This is a genomic window from Citrobacter sp. Cb041 (genome assembly GCF_030336655.1).
Lineage (GTDB): Bacteria > Pseudomonadota > Gammaproteobacteria > Enterobacterales > Enterobacteriaceae > Citrobacter > Citrobacter braakii.
Genome location: NZ_JAOWDD010000039.1, coordinates 361,757 through 383,990 on the forward strand (window position 1 = coordinate 361,757; position 22,234 = coordinate 383,990).

A 22,234-nucleotide genomic window follows, 5' to 3' on the forward strand; every position below is an offset into this window, starting at 1 on the left:
CCCACAGCCACATAATCAGCGTTAAACTATTTATACCGTTATTTTAGGGAGAAACGATGATGCGCGTACTGGTTGTCGAGGATAATGCTTTATTACGCCACCACCTCAAGGTTCAGTTACAGGATTTAGGGCATCAGGTGGATGATGCAGAAGATGCGAAGGAAGCGGACTATTATCTGAATGAACATCTGCCGGATATCGCGATCGTTGATTTAGGACTCCCCGATGAAGACGGTTTGTCATTGATCCGCCGTTGGCGCAGCAATGAGGTTTCGTTGCCGATTCTGGTGTTAACCGCGCGTGAAGGCTGGCAAGACAAGGTGGAAGTACTCAGCGCCGGAGCCGACGATTACGTCACAAAACCGTTTCATATCGAAGAGGTGGCTGCGCGCATGCAGGCACTGATGCGTCGCAACAGCGGTCTGGCATCGCAGATTATTTCTCTTCCTCCTTTCCAGGTGGACCTCTCTCGACGCGAGTTATCCGTCAATGATGAAGTTATCAAGCTCACGGCGTTCGAATACACCATTATGGAAACACTTATCCGTAACAACGGCAAAGTGGTCAGTAAAGATTCGCTCATGTTACAGCTTTACCCGGATGCCGAGCTGCGTGAAAGCCACACCATTGATGTTCTGATGGGGCGTCTGCGTAAAAAAATACAGGCGCAATACCCAGATGATGTCATCACCACCGTGCGTGGCCAGGGATATCTTTTTGAACTGCGCTAATGAATAAATTATTGCGTCATTTTTTCCCGTTATCACTGCGGTTGCGCTTTTTACTGGCAACCGCGGGCGTGGTATTGGTGCTTTCGCTGGCCTACGGCATGGTTGCCCTGGTGGGTTACAGCGTCAGCTTTGATAAAACAACGTTCCGCCTGCTGCGGGGTGAAAGTAACCTGTTCTATACCCTGGCAAAATGGGAGAACGGCAAGATAAACGTCGAGCTGCCCGAGAATCTCGATATGCAAAGCCCAACAATGTCGCTGATCTATAACGAAGACGGTGAGTTGTTGTGGGCGCAGCGCAATGTTCCCTGGCTGACGCACAGTATCCAACCGGAATGGCTAAAAGCGAACGGTTTTCATGAGATTGAAGCCAATGTAGATGCCACCAGCACTTTACTGGGCGAAGATCACTCCGCTCAGCAGCAGCTAAAAGAAGTCAGAGAAGATGACGACGATGCCGAAATGACCCACTCGGTCGCCGTGAACGTCTACCCCGCCACTGCCAGAATGCCACAGTTGACCATTGTGGTTGTCGATACCATTCCTGTTGAGCTAAAGCGCTCGTATATGGTCTGGAGTTGGTTTATTTATGTGCTGGTCGCCAATCTGTTGCTGGTCATTCCGCTGTTATGGGTAGCCGCCTGGTGGAGTCTGCGGCCCATCGAATCGCTGGCGCGTGAAGTCCGTGAGCTTGAGGAACATCATCGAGAGATGTTAAACCCCGCCACCACTCGCGAACTGACCAGCCTGGTCCGCAATCTTAATCGACTTTTAAAAAGCGAACGCGAGCGCTACGACAAATACCGTACGACGTTAACAGACCTCACCCACAGCCTGAAAACACCGCTGGCGGTATTACAGAGTACGCTCCGCTCGATGCGTAATGAAAAAATGAACGTAAGCGACGCGGAACCCATCATGCTGGAACAAATCAGCCGTATTTCCCAGCAGATTGGCTATTACCTGCATCGCGCCAGCATGCGTGGTAGCAGCGTGCTGCTTAGCCGCGAACTGCATCCGGTCGCGCCGTTGCTGGATAAACTCACCTCGGCGCTAAATAAGGTGTATCAGCGTAAAGGCGTCAACATAAATCTCGATATCTCACCCGAAATCAGTTTTGTGGGCGAACAGAACGATTTTGTCGAAGTGATGGGCAACGTGCTGGATAACGCATGTAAATATTGTCTGGAGTTTGTCGAGATTTCAGCGCATCTGTCCGAGGATCAGCTACACATTCTGGTTGAAGATGATGGTCCTGGTATTCCGCAAAGCAAACGGGAAGTGGTGTTTGACCGTGGACAGCGTGTCGATACGCTACGACCAGGGCAAGGCGTTGGACTGGCGGTGGCGCGAGAAATCACCGAACAGTATGACGGGCAGATTATTGCAGGCGATAGCCTGCTGGGTGGCGCGCGCATGGAAGTTATTTTTGGCCGCCAGCAGCCGGGGCAGATAGACGAGTAATCGCCGCATGTAATAAATATGTACTGATTTCCCGCTTGCGGTTAAGTATCCGTTATAATCGGTTGCAGATACCAGCCTGCGGGATGCTCATTATGGAATACCAACTCACACTTAACTGGCCCGATTTTCTTGAACGCCACTGGCAGAAACGCCCGGTGGTCTTAAAACGCGGGTTTAACAACTTTATTGATCCACTCTCTCCTGACGAACTGGCTGGACTGGCAATGGAAAGCGAAGTCGACAGCCGACTCGTCAGCCACCAGGACGGTAAATGGCAGGTTAGCCACGGTCCGTTCGAAAGCTATGATCATCTCGGCGAGAACAACTGGTCGCTGCTGGTACAGGCGGTCAATCACTGGCATGAACCCACCGCCGCGCTGATGCGTCCGTTTCGCGAACTGCCGGACTGGCGGATTGACGATCTGATGATCTCCTTCTCTGTCCCCGGCGGCGGCGTTGGCCCACATCTTGATCAGTACGATGTGTTTATCATTCAGGGAACCGGGCGACGTCGCTGGCGCGTGGGCGAAAAACTGCAGTTGAAGCAGCACTGCCCTCACCCGGACCTGCTGCAGGTCGCCCCGTTTGAAGCCATCATCGATGAAGAGCTGGAACCCGGCGATATCCTGTACATTCCACCAGGATTCCCGCACGAAGGCTATGCGCTGGAAAACGCCATGAACTATTCGGTCGGTTTCCGCGCGCCGAATACTCGCGAACTGATCAGCGGCTTCGCCGATTACGTTTTGCAACGTGAGCTGGGCAGCACGTATTACAGCGATCCTGACCTGCCGCCGCGCGATCATCCGGCTGACGTTCTGCCGCAGGAAATGGACAAGCTGCGTGAAATGATGCTTGGACTGATTAATCAGCCGGAACATTTCCAGCAGTGGTTTGGCGAGTTTATATCTCAGTCTCGTCATGAGCTGGATATTGCTCCACCGGAGCCGCCGTATCAGCCAGACGAAATTTACGATGCCCTGAAGCAAGGGGATGTGTTAGTGCGTCTGGGCGGATTGCGCGTATTGCGCATCGGCGATGACGTCTACGCCAACGGTGAGAAAATTGATTCACCGCATCGCCCTGCCCTGGAAGCGCTTGCCAGCCATATTGTTCTGACGGCCGAGAACTTTGAGGATGCGCTGGAAGATCCGTCTTTCCTTGCCATGCTTGCCGCACTGGTTAACAGCGGGTACTGGTTCTTCGAAGGATAATACGAACGGTGCCTGATGCGACGCTAGCGCGTCCTATCAGGCCTTTTGGAGTGAAATACTGTAGGCCGGATAAGCGAAGCGCTATCCGGCATCTATCGATAAATTTACTGCTGCTTTGCGGTTAACTCCGCAATACGTACAATCACCCGCACCGCTTTTTCCATTCCTTCCAGAGTTACAAACTCATGTTTACCATGATAGTTGTAGCCTCCGGTAAACAGATTCGGACACGGTAACCCCATAAACGACAGCTGCGCGCCGTCGGTGCCGCCACGAATAGGTTTCAGCACCGGCTCAATATCGCAATCGCGCATCGCCTTCTGGGCGATATCCAGCACATGCGGATGCTCAATCACTTTTTCGCGCATATTGTAGTAGCTGTCTTCAATCACCAGTTCGATATAGCAATCCGGGTGTAACCCTTTGCCGACCTTTTTGGCGATCTCCATGATCTTGCGTTTGCGCGCTTCAAACTGCTTGCGGTCAAAATCACGGATGATGTAGTGCATATCCGCCCGATCGACCGTCCCTTTCATGCTCGCCAGATGATAAAAGCCTTCGTAGCCTTCCGTCGTTTCCGGGCTTTCGTCTGCCGGAACCTCAGCATGAATACGAGCAGCCAGCGACAGCGCATTCACCATCACCCCTTTTGCGGTACCGGGATGGACATTGTTGCCGACAATTTTGATATTAACCGACGCGGCGTTGAAGTTTTCAAATTCCAGCTCTCCCACGCCACCGCCGTCAACGGTATAGGCCCACTGCGCATCAAATGCCGCAACGTCAAAATGCTTCGCCCCTTTACCAACCTCTTCGTCCGGCGTAAAGGCCACGCGGATATCACCGTGCGGAATATCTTTTTGGATGAGCACCGCCAGCGCGGTCATGATTTCCGCCACGCCTGCTTTATCATCCGCGCCCAGCAGCGTTTTACCGTCTGTGGTGATCAGCGTCTGACCCAGAAGTTGATGCAGCACCGGGAACATCACCGGCGACAGAACTTCATCACCAATGCCTAACGCAATATCGCCGCCGCGATAGTTTTCAACGATTTGCGGATTAACGTTTTTACCGCTGAAATCCGGTGAGGTATCCACATGGGAAATAAAGCCGATCGCGGGAATATTGCCAGCAACGTTAGCGGGCAACGTGGCCATCAGCGTCCCCTTTTCGCTCAGTGAAATGTTAATCAGCCCCATCTCTTCGAGCTGTTGTTTGAGCAGTTGTAATAACTTCCACTGTCCTTCGGTGCTGGGTACCTGCCGCACACCCGATTTTGATTGGGTGTCCAGCGACACGTAGTGTAAAAAACGCTCAAGTAGTTTATCCATGCAGTCACCCTCACTTTTTGTGACAACATTATCAATAAGCAACAAAAGACAAATATTGCGTCAGGTCACTTTTATCCCCGCAAGTGAGAATATTTCGCCCTGACATCCCCTCTGACTATAGGGCTAAGTCAGTAATTCGCAACAAGGATTGGCGATTACCATGGTTTGCCGTAGAATAACGGCCCTCATTAAGAGTCATCAAGGTGGTTAACCACGAACCCCGCAGCGGTCAGCCATCCGTTGCGTTTACATGGGACAGAGTAAAAAATTGAATAAACAACCGCGTTCGCTTTCTCCACTGGTGCAATTAGCGGGAATTCGCAAAAGTTTCGATGGCAAAGAGGTGATTTCCAGCCTGGATTTGACCATCAATAATGGCGAGTTTCTCACGCTGCTTGGCCCCTCTGGCTGCGGTAAAACAACCGTTCTTCGCCTGATTGCCGGTCTGGAAACGGTTGATTCCGGTCATATCATGTTGGACAACCAGGACATCACTCACGTTCCGGCGGAAAACCGCTACGTGAACACCGTCTTCCAAAGCTATGCGTTATTTCCCCACATGTCCGTATTTGAGAATGTGGCCTTTGGCTTACGCATGCAAAAAACGCCCGCAGCCGACATTCCCCCCCGCGTTACCGAAGCTCTGCGCATGGTGCAGCTGGAAGAGTTCGCCCAGCGAAAACCGCATCAACTCTCCGGTGGACAGCAGCAGCGCGTGGCGATTGCCCGAGCGGTGGTCAATAAACCCCGTTTACTCCTGTTAGACGAATCTCTCTCTGCGCTGGACTACAAACTGCGCAAGCAGATGCAGAACGAACTGAAAGCGCTGCAACGTAAGCTTGGTATCACCTTTGTCTTTGTCACTCACGATCAGGAAGAGGCGCTGACCATGTCAGACCGTATCGTGGTGATGCGCGATGGCAAGATTGAGCAGGACGGTACGCCGCGCGAAATCTACGAAGAGCCGAAAAATCTGTTCGTCGCCGGGTTTATCGGTGAGATCAATATGTTTAACGCGACGGTGATAGAACGTCTGGACGAACAGCGCGTTCGTGCTAACGTTGAAGGTCGCGAGTGCAATATTTATGTCAACTTCGCGGTGATTCCCGGGCAGAAGCTGCACGTCCTGTTACGCCCTGAAGATCTGCGCGTTGATGAAATCAACGACGACAATCATATCGAAGGCCTGATCGGCTACGTGCGTGAACGCAACTACAAGGGCATGACGCTGGAGTCGGTTGTGGAACTGGAAAATGGCAAGATGGTGATGGTCAGTGAATTCTTCAACGAAGACGATCCTGACTTTGACCACTCTCTCGACCAGAAAATGGCGATTAACTGGGTAGAAAGCTGGGAGGTCGTACTGGCTGATGAAGAACACAAGTAAATTCCAGAGTGTGGTGATCGTCACCATTGTCGGTTGGCTTGTGTTATTTGTCTTTCTGCCCAACCTGATGATCATCGGCACCAGCTTTTTGACCCGCGACGACGCCAATTTCGTCAAAATGGTCTTTACGCTGGAAAACTATACACGCCTGCTCGATCCGCTCTATTTTGAGGTACTGGTTCACTCCCTCAATATGGCGCTGATTGCCACGCTCGCCTGTCTGGTGCTCGGCTATCCGTTTGCCTGGTTTTTGGTGAAACTGCCGGAAAAAGTGCGTCCATTGCTGCTGTTCCTGCTGATTGTTCCGTTCTGGACCAACTCGCTTATTCGCATCTACGGACTCAAAATATTCCTCAGTACCAAGGGCTACCTCAACGAATTTCTGTTGTGGCTCGGCGTTATCGATACCCCCATTCGCATCATGTTTACCCCCAGCGCGGTGATTATCGGCCTGGTGTACATCCTGCTGCCGTTTATGGTGATGCCGCTCTATTCCAGCATTGAAAAGCTCGATAAACCGCTGCTGGAAGCCGCGCGCGATTTGGGCGCCAGTAAACTTCAGACCTTCACCCGCATCATTATTCCGTTAACGATGCCGGGAATTATCGCCGGATGCCTGCTGGTTATGCTGCCCGCAATGGGGCTGTTTTACGTTTCCGACTTAATGGGCGGGGCGAAAAACCTGCTGATTGGCAACGTGATTAAAGTTCAGTTCCTGAACATCCGCGATTGGCCGTTCGGTGCTGCCACCAGCATTACGCTGACCATCGTCATGGGTCTGATGCTGCTGATCTACTGGCGCGCCTCCCGCTTGCTGAACAAGAAGGTTAGCGACATTGATAGTTAACCGATATTACTCAAAAAGTTAAAATGATCATGGCATGCAGTTTACCCTCAAGTAAACTGCATGCCAGGTCAGGAACGGGGATAAGATTTGTAAAATCAGAAAGGAATTGTAAACCCGCCAAAATATGCCGTCATGATACGCATGAATTTATTATCGATATTCAAGAAATTGTCTTCTGGATTCATCATCTTCAAGGTACTCAAATGAGAGAAGGCGAATTTTGGTAAGGTTATAAAACCACTCGCAATCGTTTCGTTGAATAATTTCGCCAGGCTTGAAACATATTCCTGATGCTTCCCGGATAATCGCATATTTACCATTATTAAACCTGGCCCTGTGGATACAGAAAGATTGACCAACCTGCCCATGACAGCTGTTCGAAAGGATATGTCCTTCAATAAAAATAGATTTTTTAGATTTCATCATCATATCCTCTCAAACTACAGTACAGGAGCAATATTGTCATTTCCCAACATCACTCACGTTAGGTGGCAGAAGCCGATCAGCCGCCGATACACCAGCATTCTGATGGTCTGAACAACAGCCCGCAGGCAGGGCACTCCAGAACCGCATCTTTTCTTAGTTTACCTGCTTTCTGATCGGCTCTGTATGCGCATACCGGGCAGGCAACATGCACCGGTCTTTCTTTAAAGTGCCTGAGTCCTTTTGTATAAGACATAAATAATTCTCTGAGGAACACAGTAATTATTATACGCCTTAATATAAAAATAACTGGCTTAAGTTATGTTAATTTATGATTAAATCAGGATATCAGATATTGAAAATTAAACGTCTGATTTATGATATAATACCCTTCCGTGAGAAATTTATCATGAAATCAGAAGACACCCTTGACTGGTACCCGGCCCAGTTGCCTCCAGTGAAAATTATTCTTGGCGAAGCCGTGCTGGCAGTGGGCAAACAGGGCCGACCTATTAATACCCGAACTTTGCTGGAATACCTTCAGGTCATGCAGGACAAGCAAAAAAAACGAGATGACAAAATCGCCATGCAGACAGCGATTGAGGTTCTCAGGGATAATCAGCGCATTAACGGCAGACGTTAATGCGCGTCAGGACTCAGTGTCAGTTCTGAATAATCTCAACCGTATGGTTTTGTCCATCATCCCGCAGCGGTATTCTGTCATCAGGGAGGAGAGCACCATCCAGTGTAACGCGATATTCTGCATCGCCGCGTGAGACACTAATCTGATAATGGCTTTCGCCATATTGATAAGCCATAGAAAAAGACGGCCACCCATCCGGCAACCGGGCATGAACCGTAAGGTCAGCACCGGAACGTTTTATCCCCAGTAATTCCTCAGTAAGTAAACGCCAGGCCCAGCCTGATGAACCGGTATACCAGCTCCATCCGGCACGTCCGATATGGGGAGCGACGCTGTAAACATCAGCGCTCATGACATAAGGCTCGGCTTTATAGATCCCGACGGAGTTCACATTCAGAGTATGATTTATCGGACTGAGCATGGACCAGAGTTGCCAGGCACGATCGGCATTCCCCATTCGGGCAAATGCCATCACAGCCCAGATAGCGCCATGTGTATACTGCCCTCCGTTTTCCCGCACACCAGGCAGGTAGCCCTGTATGTAACCCGGATTTGGACCGTGCCCATCGAAAGGCGGTGTTAATAGTTTTATCAGTCCCCCCTCGCTATCCACAAGGTGCTTATCCAGCGCCTGCATGGCCTTTGCGCACCGTCCCGGGCTAGCGGCCCCGGACAATACTGACCAGCTCTGGGCAATCGCATCAATCCGGCAGTCCTGTGAGGCTTTCGACCCCAGGGGAGTACCATCGTCAAAATATCCACGCCGGTACCATTCACCATCCCAGGCGTGGGCTTCGAGATTGCTTTGCAGGCGTACAGCCTGTGAACGGCACATTGAGGCGACGCTTTCATCCAGCCTGCGATCAGCCAGCGCCGCAAACCGCTGCAAAATGTCGAACAGGAAGAAGCCCAGCCAGACGCTTTCACCCTTGCCGTCGATCCCCACCCGGTTCATGCCGTCATTCCAGTCACCCGCCCCCATCAGCGGCAGACCATGCTCCCCGAACTGTTGTCCATACTTAATGGCTTTGACGCAGTGTAACCAGAGTGTCTCTTCGGTACCGCTGATCACCGGCGTATCATAGGCAGACTCTTCACCAGGCTGAAGCGGACGTCCCTCCAGATAAGGAATACGTGTTTCCAGTACATCCATATCCCCCGTCGTTTCAACATAGTGGCAAACGGCAAGCGGAAGCCACAGATAATCATCGGAACAGCGGGTGCGCACCCCGTTGCCGTGTGGCGGGTGCCACCAGTGCTGTACATCACCCTCAATAAATTGCCGTGATGCACAGAGGATTATCTGTTCTCGCATCCGGTTCGGATCAGCATGGCTCAGCGCCAGCGTATCCTGCAGTTGATCGCGAAAACCAAATGCGCCGCCGGACTGGTAGTAACCGCTGCGAGCCATCAGGCGGCAGGCTACCGTCTGGTACAATAGCCAGCCATTCACCAGTAAATTTACCGATGTGTCGGGGGTGTTAACCACGATTTTATCGAGCACATTGTGCCAGTGGTTGTGAACCCGGTTCAGCTCCTGGCGGACCGTCTCCTCATTCATATAACGGGCAAGCGTCTCCTGAGCTCGAATATGATTCTCCTCTGCGCCGAGGATAAAAATAAACGTCCTCTGATCGCCATCAATTAATGTAACCGCCGATTGTACTGCCCCGCAGGGATCCAGACCGGCGCCCGTTTTACCTGAAAGCCTGCGTAGCTTCATGACCGACGGGGCGTGCAGAGAACCATTACGACCGATAAACTCCCGGCGGTCCCCGGTCAACGAACAGTCATTACCGCTGACGGCAAAAAAGGCAGTACGACCGCTACCGTTATCGCCATAAAAGTTGTTCGCCAGCACTCCGCAGCCGCCAGGTGGTCTGGCCGCATGTGTCACAATGTGAGGGGCTGAGCGAGTTCGTGTTCCTCCGAGCGTCCACTCCACATAGCCGGTGACGGAAAGTTTGCGTGTCCGCCCCGAAGAGTTACTGAGCGTCAGGAGCGCTAGCTTAACCGGTGCCTCTTCGGCAACCAGGACCGTCAGCTCGCTGTCTATACCACTCTCTCGATGGGCAAACACGCTGTAACCGAAACCATGGCGGGTCAGGTAATCACCATGTCCGCGAACAGGTAAGGCCGTCGGTGACCAACACTCACCGCTCTCTTCATCGCGCAGATAAAACGCCTCACCGCTGCGATCGCTCACCGGATCGTTCTCCCACGGTGTCAACCGGTATTCATGTGCATTCTCATACCAGGAGTAGGCCTGTCCCGCCTCTGAAATCACAGTGCCAAAACGGGCATTTGCCAGTACGTTTGACCAGGGTGCCGGTGTCTGCGCATCTTCCCGCAGGACAATCTGATATTCCCGACCATCCTGAGAAAATCCACCGTACCCATTGAAATGGCATAACTGACTGATATCGGGACTCCAGTCCGTATGTTGATTACGCTCGCGTACAGCCCGTGGAATGAGTGCTCTGGCCTGAGGTTTAAGGGTGTGAGTACGCTGATTAAGCTGCTCATTAATACTGCCTGTGCGGTCATCAAGATAAAGACAGGCCACGCTCATCAAAAGCAGCTTATCCTCAGCAGAGAGATGCTCGCCATTACGAACAAAAATACCGCCCGTTTTGTCCAGCAGGCTGGCTTCAGATCCGGCATAAATTAAGTCCATAATCTGATTTTGTAAGCCCTGCTGGTAGCCGCCGGGACTGTTATTCAGGATAACCAAATCAACATCCAGCCCTTTCTGTCTCCAGTAACGGTGCGCCTGAATCAGTGTGGTCACTGAGGCAATACTTTCCTCGCTGGTAATACTGAGAAGCACTATCGGCAGATCGCCTGAAATTGCCCAGCCCCACAGACCGGACTGACCACGCCGGTTGCGACTGATCGCCTGGCCTTCGGCGCGCAGCTCCTGGACAGGGTAAAGCACCGCGCTGGCAAGACGATTAAACAAAGTGGCATCATCTTCACTGGCGTTCATCTGGCGTAATACCACCAGACTGTGAGACCAGGCCAGTTCAAAGACGCGATCAGCGATAGGGTAATCGCGGTATTTTTCCAGCAACGCCAGGCTCTGCTGGCGGGTCTCGCTGATGCCATAAATGATATCAATCGTGACCGGCTGCCCCGGCTGCAGAGTGATGGTGTGGCGTATTGCCAGGATAGGATCCAGCACTGACCCCGACGTGTTGCTGAGCGCCCCGCCTGCCTTTATTGCCTGGGCATCCGCAGGGTTTCTGCCACGACCAAGAAATTTTGCCCTGTCTGTTTCAAACGAAACGTTATGACGGTTATCGCCATGCACCACCATCATGTGAAACAGGCAGGGACTCGCTTCACCCGGAGAACGCGGGCGCCGGTGGCAAAGAATAGCGTCACGCTCAGGATCCAGTTCCGTCTGAATAAACAGATTGCTAAATGCCGGGTGTGCCAGATCGCTGGCTTCAGGCGCCAGTACTACTTCGGCATAGGTTGTCAGTTCCAGAGAGCGGGGCTGGCGACCACGATGAATCAGTGTGAGCCGTCGCAACTCAATATCATCCTCCGGGGAGATCACAACCTGAGTTTTGACGCTGAGCCCATCGAAAGTGCGTCTGAATTCAGCACTCGCATCGGTGAATATCACTTCCTCGTCATGCCCGCTGGTGTGGGCTGTCGGTTGCCAGGTATTGCTCGACACATTCCCCGTCTGTATATCGCGGATATAGCAAAATGCTCCCCAGTTATCGCGGGTGGTATCACTGCGCCAGCGCGTAAGCGCAATATTATTCCAGCGACTATAGCCGCCGCCGCCCGTGGTCAACATCAGATGATAATGGTTGTTGGACAGCAGTTGAATATCCGGGGCTGGCGTGTCCACGCCATAGAAAATACGGGGTTCATAGCGAACGGGTTTGACCCTGCCCTCATGAGATTCAAAATGACGGCGTGGGCTGTACAGATCGACCGCATCCGGCACGCGTTCCTGTAACAGCAGGCTCGCTGATCGGAAGACCGTACTGGACATGAAGCGTTCAGTCATCGGGGCGTCAAGTAGCACATGAGCCAGCGCCTGAAACGCCATGCCCTGGTGATGCGCCATCCAGGACTGAACCACCGCATAGAGCTGACCGGTTGCGAGGCGAGAGGGAGTATAGTCCAGCGCTTCATAAAAACCGTATTCACCATGTGCGCCATTTTTTTGCAGCCTGATCAGGTTCTCACAGGCTTTCTGTGGCGAGACCATCAACGCCAGCAGTGTGGCGTAAGGGGCGACTACCATGTCATCGGCAAGCCCCCTGCGCAGGCCGAGACCCGGCACACCAAATGCCTGATATTGATAATTATGCTGAACATCAAAAGCATGATAACCAGACTCTGAAACGCCCCACGGTACTCCGCGTTCTTTCCCCCAATGAATCTGGCGCATAACCGCCGACTGACTCATTTCATCGAGCAGGCTGCCAGGCCAGGTGGGCATTACCAGATTCGGCATCAGGTATTCAAACATTGACCCGCTCCATGACATCAGGGCGGTTTCATTGTCAATGGTAGTGAACAGTCGTCCCAACGCGTACCAGCTTTTAAGAGGTAGCTGATTAGTGGCAATGGCAAGAAAGCTGGTCAGGCGGATTTCAGACGGCAGAAGATCGTAGTGGCTCTTGTCAGGCATATTCGTGTCACAGTTATAGCCAACACTGAGCAGACTGGTTGCTTCGCTGTACAGAAAGGCGAAATCCATCCGGGCATGCTCATCCAGCCGTTGTTCAAGTTCAGTGATAATATTGAGTCGCATCCGGGCCTGCTCCGTCGCTGACGCCGGGGGGGTTCCTACACCAGTAAATGTTGCGCGGGCAAGCTCGCACAAAGTCGGCAGCGTCTGTTCGTTCCAGGATGCAGGTAACCAGCCAAGCAGCAGCGACCACTCATGGCAAAGCTGAACCAGTTGATGCTCCAGATGTCCTGCCCAACGCATCTGAAGAGGAGATCCCTGATGGCATAGCGTGTTCAGGTGGTTGCACTGGGTGCGCATATTTATCAGCTCGCTGAAAAATGTCTGCGGAGAGAGCGACACCGCGCTCAGGCAGTGTTTTCGCAGCAACCGCAAGCTGTCAGGCGGGTTCTGACCCCACTGTTTTTCCAGAATATCCAGCGTATCGTTCAGTCCTGCCACTATCTGTTGGCGGTTTAAAACTGGCTGATGACGCATGGCGGACAGCCCTGCACGCAGGGTTAACAAATGCCCTGCCATGTTGCCGCTGTCGACGCTTGAGATATAGCGTGGACTGAGGGGGGCCAGCGTACGAGTGTCATACCAGTTGTAGAGATGGCCCCGGTAGTGCTCCATTTTATCCATTGTGTCGAGCGTGAGCGACACGCGCCGGAGCACTTCCCCGCCGGGCAGGTAGCCAAAGTCCCATGCCGTCAGGTTAGCCATGAGAGAAAGGCCAATATTGGTAGGAGAAGTTCGATGGGCCACCGTCGGCTGCGGTATTTCCTGGTAATTATCAGGCGGAAGCCAGTTCTCTTTTTCTGTGGCAAAGGTTTCAAAAAACGCCCAGATTTCACGGCTTGTCTGGCGCAACAGCTGTTTTTGTTCCGGATTGGGCGAAAACACCTTACGCGCAGGCTGGCGACTCAGCCAGCTCATCAGCAGCGGTGCCACACACCATAACAAACCGATCGGCAACGCAATCCCCAGCAGTTGTGGAGCAAATTGTCCGGTCAGAATTATCAGCATCACACCACATGCAACATTCAGCCACATCGCCTGATAAAAACGCGCGACAGTGGGGCCGGCCTGATTGCTGTCCTGGCTGTGGCTGACCCACTGGCTGAGGTGACGCCTGCTGATCCCCAATCGCCATAACGTCACGGCGATCGCTTTTAGCGAATATCCGGCTTCGTGCGGCAGTATCGCAAAATTAAGGCCGATACCTGACAAACGCTTCAGCGCACCCGCCCCTACCAGTAACAGATGCGGCTTCAGGCGGCGACGCAGAGGTTTATGCAGCAGGTCATGGGTGATGCAGAGGATGGTTGGCAACAGCCATATCAGCGACAGTAAGCCCAGCCAGTAAACCGGATTAGGTACCCCAAGCAGGGTGAAGAACAGCAATACCAGTAATGAGGGGGCGACCAGACTGCGACGCAGATTATCAAGTAATTTCCAGTAAGAAAGCGCGGTCAGCGGATTCCTGGTCCGGGTTCCATCGGCTCTTCTGACACGTGGTTTCAGCCAGTTAAGCAGTTGCCAGTCACCCCGGATCCAGCGTGAACGGCGTGCAACATCCGACAGATAATTATTCGGGTACTGTTCATAGAGTAACACCTCACTCAGCAGACCCGAACGTGCATAGCATCCTTCGAGTAGATCATGGCTGAGAACCAGGTTTTCCGGGCAGGTGTTGGCCGTGGCCTGCATAAAAATGTCAACATCGTAAATCCCTTTGCCCACGAACGATCCTTCCCCAAAAAGATCCTGATAGATATCCGAAGACATCATCGAATAGGGATTATTGCCCGGTATGCTGCTGCGCATGGCGGCGTAACGTCCCTGGCCGTTGCGTGGTATCTCCTCCGCAAGACCGGGTTGTAAAATGCCAAATCCTTTGACAACCCTCTGGCGTACCGGATCATACTCTGGCGTATTCAGCGGATGCGCCATCGTCGCGACCAGTTTGTGCGCCGTATCGCGCGGCAGCACCGTATCACTGTCCAGGGTAATGACGTATTTAATGTGGCCCGGTAAAAGGTTAGCAGGCATGTCTGCAACGCTGACGAATTGTGTCCCCGGATGGCGCAACCAGCTGTTCAGTAACGCCAGCTTTCCCCGCTTGCGTTCATAACCCATCCACGTTCCTTCAGCGGGGTTCCATTCAGGCTGGCGGTGTAGCAGGTAAAAACGCGGGCGGCTGGAGGGATAGCGGCGATTCAGCACCTGCGTATCGGCGATCGCCTGTCTGAGCAGCATCTGGCTTTCCGGCGAGGGTTCATTTACAGAATCAGCGAAATCAGTGAGCAGCGCAAACCTGAGATTTTCGTTTTCATTCCCCAGCCAGCAGACTTCAAGACTGGTGAGGAGTTGGCTGAAACTTGCGTGGCTGGTCAGCATGCAGGGGATGACTAACAGAGTGGCGCTGTCAGGGGGAATGCCGGTTGAGAAATCCATCCGCGGCAAGGGGCGAGGAACGCGAAAACGGGTGGTGGCGTCACTGAGTAAATCGCTCATTAACTGAGTTACAGCGATAATCAGAGGGAATATCACCGCGATCAACAGCCAGTCTGCGCCCTGCATGGCTGTTTCATGCAAAATTGCCGCGGTCGTTGCGGTTGTCAACAACGCCAGGCTTCCAAGCCATGACAGCAGGGTTATTCTGTTGAAACTGTGCCGCAAGCGCATGAGCCTTGAGGTGTCTGCTAACAGATGAATTTCCAGCGCCTGCCGACCTTCGCCTGCGAGATAATAACCAACATGATATTCCAGTGTATCGGGAGCACTGTTTCCTGAAAGCGTCAGCACCCTGTCAGCAACTTCAGGCTCGCTGAGACCACTGTCTCTGGCCAGGACCTCAACAACGTGCCGGTAATGATCCCGGGTATTGAAGTGCATCCGAGGATAGATACCGGCAGGATCATTGCGTAATGCCTGTTCGACGACACTTATCGTTTCGGCGAAATCAGCCCAATCCGTTTCACTCAGTAATCGCAGGCCCGCGATACTGTTACTGACAGATAGCTGGCTGGCGGCAAGCTGTTGATTGAAATTATGTATGAGAACGTCGGTGGTGATCCCCTGTTCCCGAAGGCACTGATCAACCCAGGTCAGAGGTAACGACAGCGCATTGCCATGCCCCTGCAGACGCCGCACCAGCTCTGCGACAAACGCACTGGTTAACGTAGGTCGGGAGCGTGCCATATCGGCAACCACCATGATTAAATCGCCAGGGGCATTCTCTGCACATCCGAAAATCTTTGTTATCCACATATCAGCCAGCGTTCTGTCCTGCTGCGCTTTGATCACTTCGATACTGATACGACGAAGATTTTCAATCAGCGCCAGGCGCAGCATTCCCGGTAACGCCCAGACTTCACCTAATGTCAGCGGGGTCACCTGTTGATAGGCGGTGAGATAGCTGGTCAGGCTGGCGGCATCCCAGCGCCCGTCACCGTGAGCAATGGCCTCTGATGCAATATTGTAAATTCGAGGGCAATTCAGCGGCGACATCAGCGACGGGAGACCTTTACCAAAGCTTTTCGGCAAGTGCTGGCGGACAGTGCGGATTTGTTCCTCAATCAGATAATAATTGTCCAGCAACCACTCCCCGGCAGGCATGATGCTGGTCTTTTTACCCGCGTTAAGCTCATAACAACTTTGGGTAATGATGGCCTCATTCTCGCCGAGTCTTTTTAGAAGATAATAAGGATGTTTATCCGGCGATAATTTATGGGTCCGTGCGAGCTTCTGACCGTAGCGTTCCATCTGGGCGGTCGAAAAGAGTTCTGACTGCAGCGTGCTTTCACCGGCAGGATCGTTCGCCGAAAACGTTACGCTTTCGGTAGCATTCATCGGAATATGGGAGCGGTTAAACCACGCCCTGGGGTTCATTTTCATAGCATTGCTCTGATGCAGAGTTAGCATGCAGGAGCAGTTGCGAAATCAGTTCAGAAACGTTCTCTCAGGATGGGCGTAAGGCATCAGGGATTTAACAGCTGCCGGGATTTGACTTAAGTATAGAACACCGGGTTTAGGTGCAACTAAGTGTCAGGGTTATCGTGGTGAAACAAACAGTGTTTTACAGCCAGGACACAGCATTGTCTGCTTAAGGCGAATTTTAGAAATAGATTGGGATGAACGTAAGCCGCAGGCCGGGCAGATGACAGTAGTCGTCGATACGCCGCCGAGGTACTTCATTGCGTAATCGATGAGAGACATGGTGATTACCCTTTCGATGAATGAGATTCACTGTACCACGTTTGGATAAAATTTAACCATTTAATTTATCGTCCTATTCTTTATCCAAAAGGGGGATATCACAGGGTAGATGACGATGTTTGCCAAGATAGATATTTGCAGCCACAGGGGCCGTTGAGACCGTTGACCCGCCACTCTTGGATACGGCTCCCTGCAGCCCGCTCTGGTATACAATGACCCGCTTCGATATTTTTTCCGGGAAATACTATGATATTTACCCTGAACTTTTCCTTTATGCCTTAGTCTAATAATCAAATCCATCTGAAATGAAGAAAATTTATGATTACCAGCCTTTCATTGGTATTTACCGTCATTACCGCTCTGTGCATTATGTTGTTTGCTGCGGTAAAAGTAGGAGTTGGGTTATCTAACAATCCCGACCGAAATGATAATTAACCCATTCGCAGGCTACTACGTCATCCCACTCCCCTCAATGTGATACCCACTGACCACGAAATTTCCGACAAGTGCATTCCCTGCCCTGAGCCAGCAGTAGCCCGATAGCGCGGACTGGCATCGGAAAGGCCCCATTAAAAAGTCAGGCCTTGTCTCTATGATTAAAAATGAAGGTTTTGACAACATCCAAATTTTTTGACAGCAATAAAAAAGCATTACCTTTTAAGATAATGCTTTTCATTCAAGCTGGGTCTTTTAACAATTAGATCAATGTAATTTTAATATCATAGCTTTCAAGCCCAGTCATTTTTTCACGAGCAGTAAACTGGATGTCGGAAACTTCTTTGCCTGTCTTTTTTTTGAGTTCAACAATTTTTTTTGTAATGAATTCAGAAATATCCGCTTCAGTTTTTGTTTTTAACTCTTCGACGTTCATTATTTACCTCTCTTGATCTCTAACGTATTAACGCCAAGTATGTAACATTCCCCGTGGAGCACTTATAACAGCGCTGACATGTTTAAAACATAGAATGGAAAGACTCAATAATCAAGAGGTTGCAGTACAATCTTCATACAAGAAAAGCGCAAAACATCTGCAAACCACTTGACTACTATCTTGGTCGGTAAAGAAACAATCAGATGTCACTTCAAAAGCTTCGATGCTGCCTCGAGAATCTCTTCGGAACTGACATCGCGATCAGAGGCAACATAAACTATTTTATGGTCTCCTGTCAGAGATGGAAATCCTGCTGACATCACGGACAGGTGTGCTTTTTCCCCATTGGGAAACTCACGCATTATCGAAGTAATTCCCTTCATTACGGATACAACAACTGCCGGTTCTGAGTTAAAAAAAACGATTACTTTTTTCATAATGATACCGTGATGGTTCGTACAAAGATGAACGGTTTAGCATACAAAAAAGGCTCCATAAGGAACCTGAACTTTATTTTCTAAAATCTAACAAAGTCTGACCAGAACGAATGTATAGCGCAACATTGTCAAATGTAATCATTACCGATTTGCAAAAAATACATTTTGCTCCGAAAGGATTTTTTTCAGTAACATCAAAGCTCGACGTTCTGTACTGAGATCCGTGGCAACACGGGCATCTGAAGTGAATATGATGTGTAATAACAGTTACCTTATACAACCACGACATTAACTGCTGAGGGGCCTTTAGGTCCCTGTTCAACACTAAACTCAACTTCCTGATTCTCATTCAGTGTCTTGAAATCGTTACTCTGGATAGCAGAAAAGTGGACAAACACATCTTTACTGCCATCTTTAGGGGTGATAAAACCAAAACCTTTTTCAGGATTGAACCATTTAACTAAGCCAGTCATTTTATTAGACATAATTATTACCTTTCTTGAGTAAGCACTTGGGCAGAATGGTCCGAAAAAAATCATCAGAGAGAAAAGCCAGCAAGGAAATCTCAACAGGAACAAGAAATAAAATTAATACAGCACTTGCTTTAGATAAATTCGTTACAAACCAAGAATTCATTAACGCATGATTAACCAAACATAGCAAGATTTAGTTTTATAGGGAAATCGCACATGATTCTTATCATAAAAATGAATTTAAATAGCTTAAATCGAAAATTATGTCATGCTGCTTAAGACCTTTATCTATTACCCTAAGTTTTCAGGGATTTTGACTCACGGAAGAGTCGTATTTCCTCCATCTCAGCATAATATTTAGCTTCTACCACGAAATTTCCGAGCATATCAGAGAGGATTACAACGTCAGCTCCTGCTGTTTTGCTTTTGGCAGGAACGGCAAGATTTCCGGTGTGCTTTGCGGCATTCAGGCGGCGGGCAAGCTTTGTTGCATCGGTGCGCAGCCGGTAAAGAGTGACAGAAAGGATAGAAAAAGCCGCATATGGCTGCCTGGGTTATATTTATCAGTAGATTGATCGCGTCTTAATGCCCGGCTGACACTAAGCTCACCATAACAATGCAAGAATCCTATTGTTGGTGCAAACGCACCGTCATAGCGCATCACTGAAACAATATGAAACAATCAAACAATCAATGCCCATGCTTTTTTGTTTGTTGTTGACATTTAAATCTGCCATTAATTAGGAACTGAATCTGTGGAGGATATTTATGCTCAAACTTTTCCATTACCATTCTCAATACTGGATATTTCTCGCACTTGCACTTTCTGTTTACGTAGTTGCTTTTCGATAACACATGAATAGGTTGTGTACTGCTTCCATCTGATGTAGCCAGAACTTATATTTCATGAGCTTTGGTCCGGGCCTTAGCTCATCAAAGTGCATTGTTATTAATATAATGATACCGTTGCTGATATAAAGCCGTGCACAGACACTATTTGACCTGTTTTGATTAGCCTTATAACAACCTGTAAAAGAAAACGTTTTAAACATGCTAACCAGTATTTTAGAAGTCCACAACTTTTTAATATCTGTCAAAGTCAACATGTTGAATTTAAGTCAGAGGCCACTCAAGATGTGTAGAACCGCTAACCACCATAATGGCAAATCCACAGATAATGTGGGTATTAAAAAATACCTCTTCTTTCGCTACTGCATTAGCAATTGATTAACAATAACCTATGTCAGGCATCGCCCTCCTTTTTTATAAGTTAAAAAAGTAAGACGAGATTATTTTTTCAGTGTATATCTGAACATTCTTTATAATTCTGTCTATGTTAAAGATTTTAACTAATGAAAAACAATATTTTTTCCATTGAACGGAATAAACCGATAAGTCCTTTAGAACTTAAGATTTACCGCAACTATCGCGTAGTTCATGGGATCCGTATTGCTTTAGCATTTGTTATAACTTTCTTACTAATAAGAATATTGAATTTACCAGACCACTCCTGGCCCCTGATTACACTGGTTGTGGTCATGGGACCAATTAGTTACATGGGCAATGTGATACCCAGGGCACTTGAACGTATGGCGGGAACTGTAGGGGGTGCGATTTTGGGGATCATCGCATTACACATTGAAATGTACTCTCTCACTATGATGATGCTGTGGTGTGGATGCGCAGCTTTCCTTTGTGGTTTTCTGGCCATGAGTAAACGTCCCTATGCCGCATTATTGATTGGTATCACGCTGGCGGTTGTCAGCAGCGCTCCTGCAGGAGACTTACAAACAGCATTGTGGCGAAGCACCAACATTATTATAGGATGCATTCTGGCGATGTTGTTTACAAGCATTTTTCCCCAAAGAGCATTCATTAACTGGCGTATACAACTTGCTGACTTTCTTTCTGATTATCTAAAAATAACAACTGCGGGAGTATCCCGAAACGTTCTTGCGCCCCCGAGAATGACCAAACTTCAAACGCGAGCGCTGAATAATGTAGTAAAAATGCGCAGTCTTATTACACCAGTAAATAAAGAAACAAAGATTGCGAAGAGTCTACTTGAAGATATTCAATCGATAACCCGCGATATGATAGCGGCGCAAAAATTTCAGATAAATGCCCACTGGGCATCCCGTGGCAGTCGATTTCTCATATTGAATACTCACACGCTGTCAGATATGGAACAAATGACCCGTAGCACCCTCAACACCCTCGCACATGCCTTGCATGAAGGAAACCCAACGCCGATAGCATCAAATAGCGAGCATCTTCTCGAAATTACTAAAGAGTTGCATTGTCTTTTACTCGCCAATGAGGGCGAGGAAATCATTGAAAGCGCCGTTCACGGATATGTTTGGTTGAGCATTCAGCTTGCTATCCAACTTGAAGCACTATCAACCTTAATCACAAAAGCGCTTACAGAACAGATTTTTTCCTGATAAATATCAATATTTCTCTTATCTCATCGGCCTTTTGACCGTGCAAGGCATGACTTTTCCGTTCGAGCAAATCAATGATATTCCCTGTCGTAACCCTTTTGCCATTTTCAAGTAGCTGGATAACTGTTTCACCAATTTCCTGGGCCATAATATGGTTTTGTATGATTCTCAATGCGTTGCCCTTTATATGGTTATTAGTAATACCGTTACACATCAGACATGATGTTAATAGCAAAACAAAAAATACAATTCTTTGCCCAACTTACTTGTATGTTGCACGGATAACCCTGAAATGACAAAACCCCGTTAGAACGAGGTTTTTATTCATGGTGTAACCATAGAGGATCAAACCCTCGTCTCCTGCAAGTTCAAAAGTCGCCCGCTCAATTCGATGAGGTAGTAGCTGACTGGCGGCCCTTGTTGGACTTAAACCAGTGCCCGGCCATAATGAATCTTGCCGCCTTAACTGGAAGGTCAGAGCCAAATGTTACTTTCGCAACACCTGTTCATTTGATTTACTGGAAGTATATGGCGCATAGTTATCAGGTGTGATCATTGATGATTTACAAAAAATACACTTTGCCCCAAAGGGATTTTTCTCAGTCACATCAAAATGGGAAGTTCTGTACTGTGACCCATGACAACAAGGGCACTTAAAATAAATATGGTCGGTCATGATGTTAGCCTTTATTTGCTACAACACTCACTACCGCAGTGATATCCAAAAGATCTATTTAACTAATAATTTCTCTTGGTTTTCAGTATCAGGTTACAACTCACTATTAAAAGCAATAAAAAATAAATATTTCTTATCAGTTCACATGAGGAATCTAAAATAATATAATTTTCTTTATATTATAGCACCAGCGATTTTTGGGATGTTGTTAGCTTTTACGAATGCACTTAAGCGTGCAAGAAAAACTACAGAGGTAAAACAACAAATGACATTTATAAAATAATCATTTCAACTGTTCTACCCAATGATTAGACTCAGACATCTGTTCAGCTTTATGTTGACAGATGTTGAGTTTCTGAAAAACCAATATA

Annotated in this window: 18 protein-coding genes; 8 read left to right on the top strand and 10 right to left on the bottom strand. The window is 49.3% G+C overall.

Going from position 1 to position 22,234, the window contains the following annotated elements; translation table 11 throughout:
• The first annotated feature begins 59 nt into the window (after positions 1–59).
• The 3 genes from phoP to roxA all read left to right on the top strand — a co-directional run bounded on the left by phoP (position 60) and on the right by roxA (position 3,408).
• A complete protein-coding gene (gene phoP / locus OGV52_RS14780; protein ID WP_003846709.1) occupies positions 60–731 on the top strand; it encodes a two-component system response regulator PhoP in 672 nt (223 codons plus the stop codon).
• Positions 731–2,194, top strand: coding sequence for a two-component system sensor histidine kinase PhoQ (phoQ, locus tag OGV52_RS14785; protein ID WP_153690508.1), 1,464 nt, complete (start codon positions 731–733; stop codon positions 2,192–2,194). The genes phoP and phoQ overlap by 1 nt, the downstream gene beginning before the upstream one ends.
• Positions 2,195–2,286: 92 nt before the next feature.
• A complete protein-coding gene (gene roxA, locus OGV52_RS14790; RefSeq protein WP_016152697.1) occupies positions 2,287–3,408 on the top strand; it encodes a [50S ribosomal protein L16]-arginine 3-hydroxylase in 1,122 nt (373 codons plus the stop codon).
• Between the two features lie 104 nt (positions 3,409–3,512).
• On the opposite strand, the gene pepT is transcribed toward roxA, so the two are convergent.
• A complete protein-coding gene (gene pepT, locus OGV52_RS14795) occupies positions 3,513–4,739 on the bottom strand; it encodes a peptidase T (protein WP_047415361.1) in 1,227 nt (408 codons plus the stop codon).
• A gap of 250 nt (positions 4,740–4,989) precedes the next feature.
• Here pepT and potA point away from each other — a divergent pair, with 250 nt between their 5' ends.
• Both potA and potB read left to right on the top strand, forming a co-directional pair.
• Positions 4,990–6,126, top strand: a complete 1,137-nt coding sequence (gene potA / locus OGV52_RS14800) for a spermidine/putrescine ABC transporter ATP-binding protein PotA (RefSeq protein WP_019076506.1) — start codon at positions 4,990–4,992, stop codon at positions 6,124–6,126.
• Positions 6,110–6,973: a spermidine/putrescine ABC transporter permease PotB gene (potB, locus tag OGV52_RS14805; protein ID WP_016150058.1), complete on the top strand. Its 864-nt coding sequence runs from the start codon at positions 6,110–6,112 to the stop codon at positions 6,971–6,973. Before potA ends, potB begins: the two co-directional genes overlap by 17 nt.
• Positions 6,974–7,475: 502 nt before the next feature.
• On the opposite strand, the gene OGV52_RS14810 is transcribed toward potB, so the two are convergent.
• A complete protein-coding gene (locus OGV52_RS14810; protein WP_213083733.1) occupies positions 7,476–7,652 on the bottom strand; it encodes a YnfU family zinc-binding protein in 177 nt (58 codons plus the stop codon).
• 153 nt (positions 7,653–7,805) lie between these two features.
• Here OGV52_RS14810 and OGV52_RS14815 point away from each other — a divergent pair, with 153 nt between their 5' ends.
• On the top strand, positions 7,806–8,039 hold the full coding sequence (locus OGV52_RS14815) for a YnaE/YdfK family cold shock protein (RefSeq protein WP_029139493.1): 234 nt from the start codon (positions 7,806–7,808) through the stop codon (positions 8,037–8,039).
• 19 nt (positions 8,040–8,058) lie between these two features.
• Here the strand turns inward: OGV52_RS14815 and OGV52_RS14820 are convergent, their stop codons facing one another.
• On the bottom strand, positions 8,059–16,641 hold the full coding sequence (locus tag OGV52_RS14820) for a GH36-type glycosyl hydrolase domain-containing protein (RefSeq protein WP_287108702.1): 8,583 nt from the start codon (positions 16,639–16,641) through the stop codon (positions 8,059–8,061).
• Between the two features lie 156 nt (positions 16,642–16,797).
• Positions 16,798–16,962 carry a YnfU family zinc-binding protein gene (locus OGV52_RS14825; RefSeq protein WP_175299807.1) on the bottom strand — a complete coding sequence of 55 codons (165 nt, stop codon included), beginning with the start codon at positions 16,960–16,962 and terminating at the stop codon, positions 16,798–16,800.
• A 318-nt stretch (positions 16,963–17,280) separates the two neighbouring features.
• On the opposite strand from OGV52_RS14825, the gene OGV52_RS23465 reads away from it, so the two are divergent.
• A complete protein-coding gene (locus OGV52_RS23465) occupies positions 17,281–17,397 on the top strand; it encodes a YnaM/YnfT family protein (RefSeq protein WP_350185928.1) in 117 nt (38 codons plus the stop codon).
• Positions 17,398–17,659: 262 nt separating this feature from the next.
• Here the strand turns inward: OGV52_RS23465 and OGV52_RS14830 are convergent, their stop codons facing one another.
• The 5 genes from OGV52_RS14830 to OGV52_RS14850 form a co-directional block, all read right to left on the bottom strand.
• Positions 17,660–17,833 (bottom strand): GnsA/GnsB family addiction module toxin, encoded by a 174-nt coding sequence (locus OGV52_RS14830; protein WP_016152691.1) that lies wholly within the window; start codon positions 17,831–17,833, stop codon positions 17,660–17,662.
• A gap of 206 nt (positions 17,834–18,039) precedes the next feature.
• The gene (locus tag OGV52_RS14835) at positions 18,040–18,270 is read right to left on the bottom strand and encodes a hypothetical protein (RefSeq protein ID WP_019076503.1); all 231 of its coding nucleotides are present in this window, start codon (positions 18,268–18,270) and stop codon (positions 18,040–18,042) included.
• A 73-nt stretch (positions 18,271–18,343) separates the two neighbouring features.
• A complete protein-coding gene (ymcF, locus tag OGV52_RS14840) occupies positions 18,344–18,532 on the bottom strand; it encodes a cold shock small protein YmcF (protein WP_104651946.1) in 189 nt (62 codons plus the stop codon).
• Positions 18,533–18,542: 10 nt separating this feature from the next.
• A complete protein-coding gene (gene cspG, locus OGV52_RS14845) occupies positions 18,543–18,755 on the bottom strand; it encodes a cold shock protein CspG (RefSeq protein WP_016152690.1) in 213 nt (70 codons plus the stop codon).
• Positions 18,756–19,039: 284 nt separating this feature from the next.
• A complete protein-coding gene (locus tag OGV52_RS14850) occupies positions 19,040–19,270 on the bottom strand; it encodes a DUF2514 family protein (RefSeq protein ID WP_146050115.1) in 231 nt (76 codons plus the stop codon).
• A gap of 825 nt (positions 19,271–20,095) precedes the next feature.
• Between OGV52_RS14850 and OGV52_RS14855 the strand changes: the two genes are divergently transcribed.
• Positions 20,096–21,187: an FUSC family protein gene (locus tag OGV52_RS14855; RefSeq protein ID WP_287108704.1), complete on the top strand. Its 1,092-nt coding sequence runs from the start codon at positions 20,096–20,098 to the stop codon at positions 21,185–21,187.
• 487 nt (positions 21,188–21,674) lie between these two features.
• Here OGV52_RS14855 and ymcF (OGV52_RS14860) read toward each other — a convergent pair whose 3' ends face one another.
• Entirely contained in the window at positions 21,675–21,863 is a 189-nt protein-coding gene (gene ymcF, locus OGV52_RS14860; RefSeq protein WP_071600303.1) for a cold shock small protein YmcF, read from the bottom strand.
• Positions 21,864–22,234: the final 371 nt, after the last annotated feature.

What these genes read in the sequence shown, in the direction of transcription:
- phoP (WP_003846709.1), top strand. Translation starts at nt 60, where the DNA reads ATGCGCGTACTGGTTGTCGAGGATAATGCTTTATTACGCCACCACCTC.
- phoQ (WP_153690508.1), top strand. Translation starts at nt 731, where the DNA reads ATGAATAAATTATTGCGTCATTTTTTCCCGTTATCACTGCGGTTGCGC.
- roxA (WP_016152697.1), top strand. Translation starts at nt 2,287, where the DNA reads ATGGAATACCAACTCACACTTAACTGGCCCGATTTTCTTGAACGCCAC.
- pepT (WP_047415361.1), bottom strand. Translation starts at nt 4,739, where the DNA reads ATGGATAAACTACTTGAGCGTTTTTTACACTACGTGTCGCTGGACACC.
- potA (WP_019076506.1), top strand. Translation starts at nt 4,990, where the DNA reads ATGGGACAGAGTAAAAAATTGAATAAACAACCGCGTTCGCTTTCTCCA.
- potB (WP_016150058.1), top strand. Translation starts at nt 6,110, where the DNA reads ATGAAGAACACAAGTAAATTCCAGAGTGTGGTGATCGTCACCATTGTC.
- OGV52_RS14810 (WP_213083733.1), bottom strand. Translation starts at nt 7,652, where the DNA reads ATGTCTTATACAAAAGGACTCAGGCACTTTAAAGAAAGACCGGTGCAT.
- OGV52_RS14815 (WP_029139493.1), top strand. Translation starts at nt 7,806, where the DNA reads ATGAAATCAGAAGACACCCTTGACTGGTACCCGGCCCAGTTGCCTCCA.
- OGV52_RS14820 (WP_287108702.1), bottom strand. Translation starts at nt 16,641, where the DNA reads ATGAAAATGAACCCCAGGGCGTGGTTTAACCGCTCCCATATTCCGATG.
- OGV52_RS14825 (WP_175299807.1), bottom strand. Translation starts at nt 16,962, where the DNA reads ATGTCTCTCATCGATTACGCAATGAAGTACCTCGGCGGCGTATCGACG.
- OGV52_RS23465 (WP_350185928.1), top strand. Translation starts at nt 17,281, where the DNA reads ATGATTACCAGCCTTTCATTGGTATTTACCGTCATTACCGCTCTGTGC.
- OGV52_RS14830 (WP_016152691.1), bottom strand. Translation starts at nt 17,833, where the DNA reads ATGAACGTCGAAGAGTTAAAAACAAAAACTGAAGCGGATATTTCTGAA.
- OGV52_RS14835 (WP_019076503.1), bottom strand. Translation starts at nt 18,270, where the DNA reads ATGAAAAAAGTAATCGTTTTTTTTAACTCAGAACCGGCAGTTGTTGTA.
- cspG (WP_016152690.1), bottom strand. Translation starts at nt 18,755, where the DNA reads ATGTCTAATAAAATGACTGGCTTAGTTAAATGGTTCAATCCTGAAAAA.
- OGV52_RS14855 (WP_287108704.1), top strand. Translation starts at nt 20,096, where the DNA reads ATGAAAAACAATATTTTTTCCATTGAACGGAATAAACCGATAAGTCCT.
- ymcF (WP_071600303.1), bottom strand. Translation starts at nt 21,863, where the DNA reads ATGACCGACCATATTTATTTTAAGTGCCCTTGTTGTCATGGGTCACAG.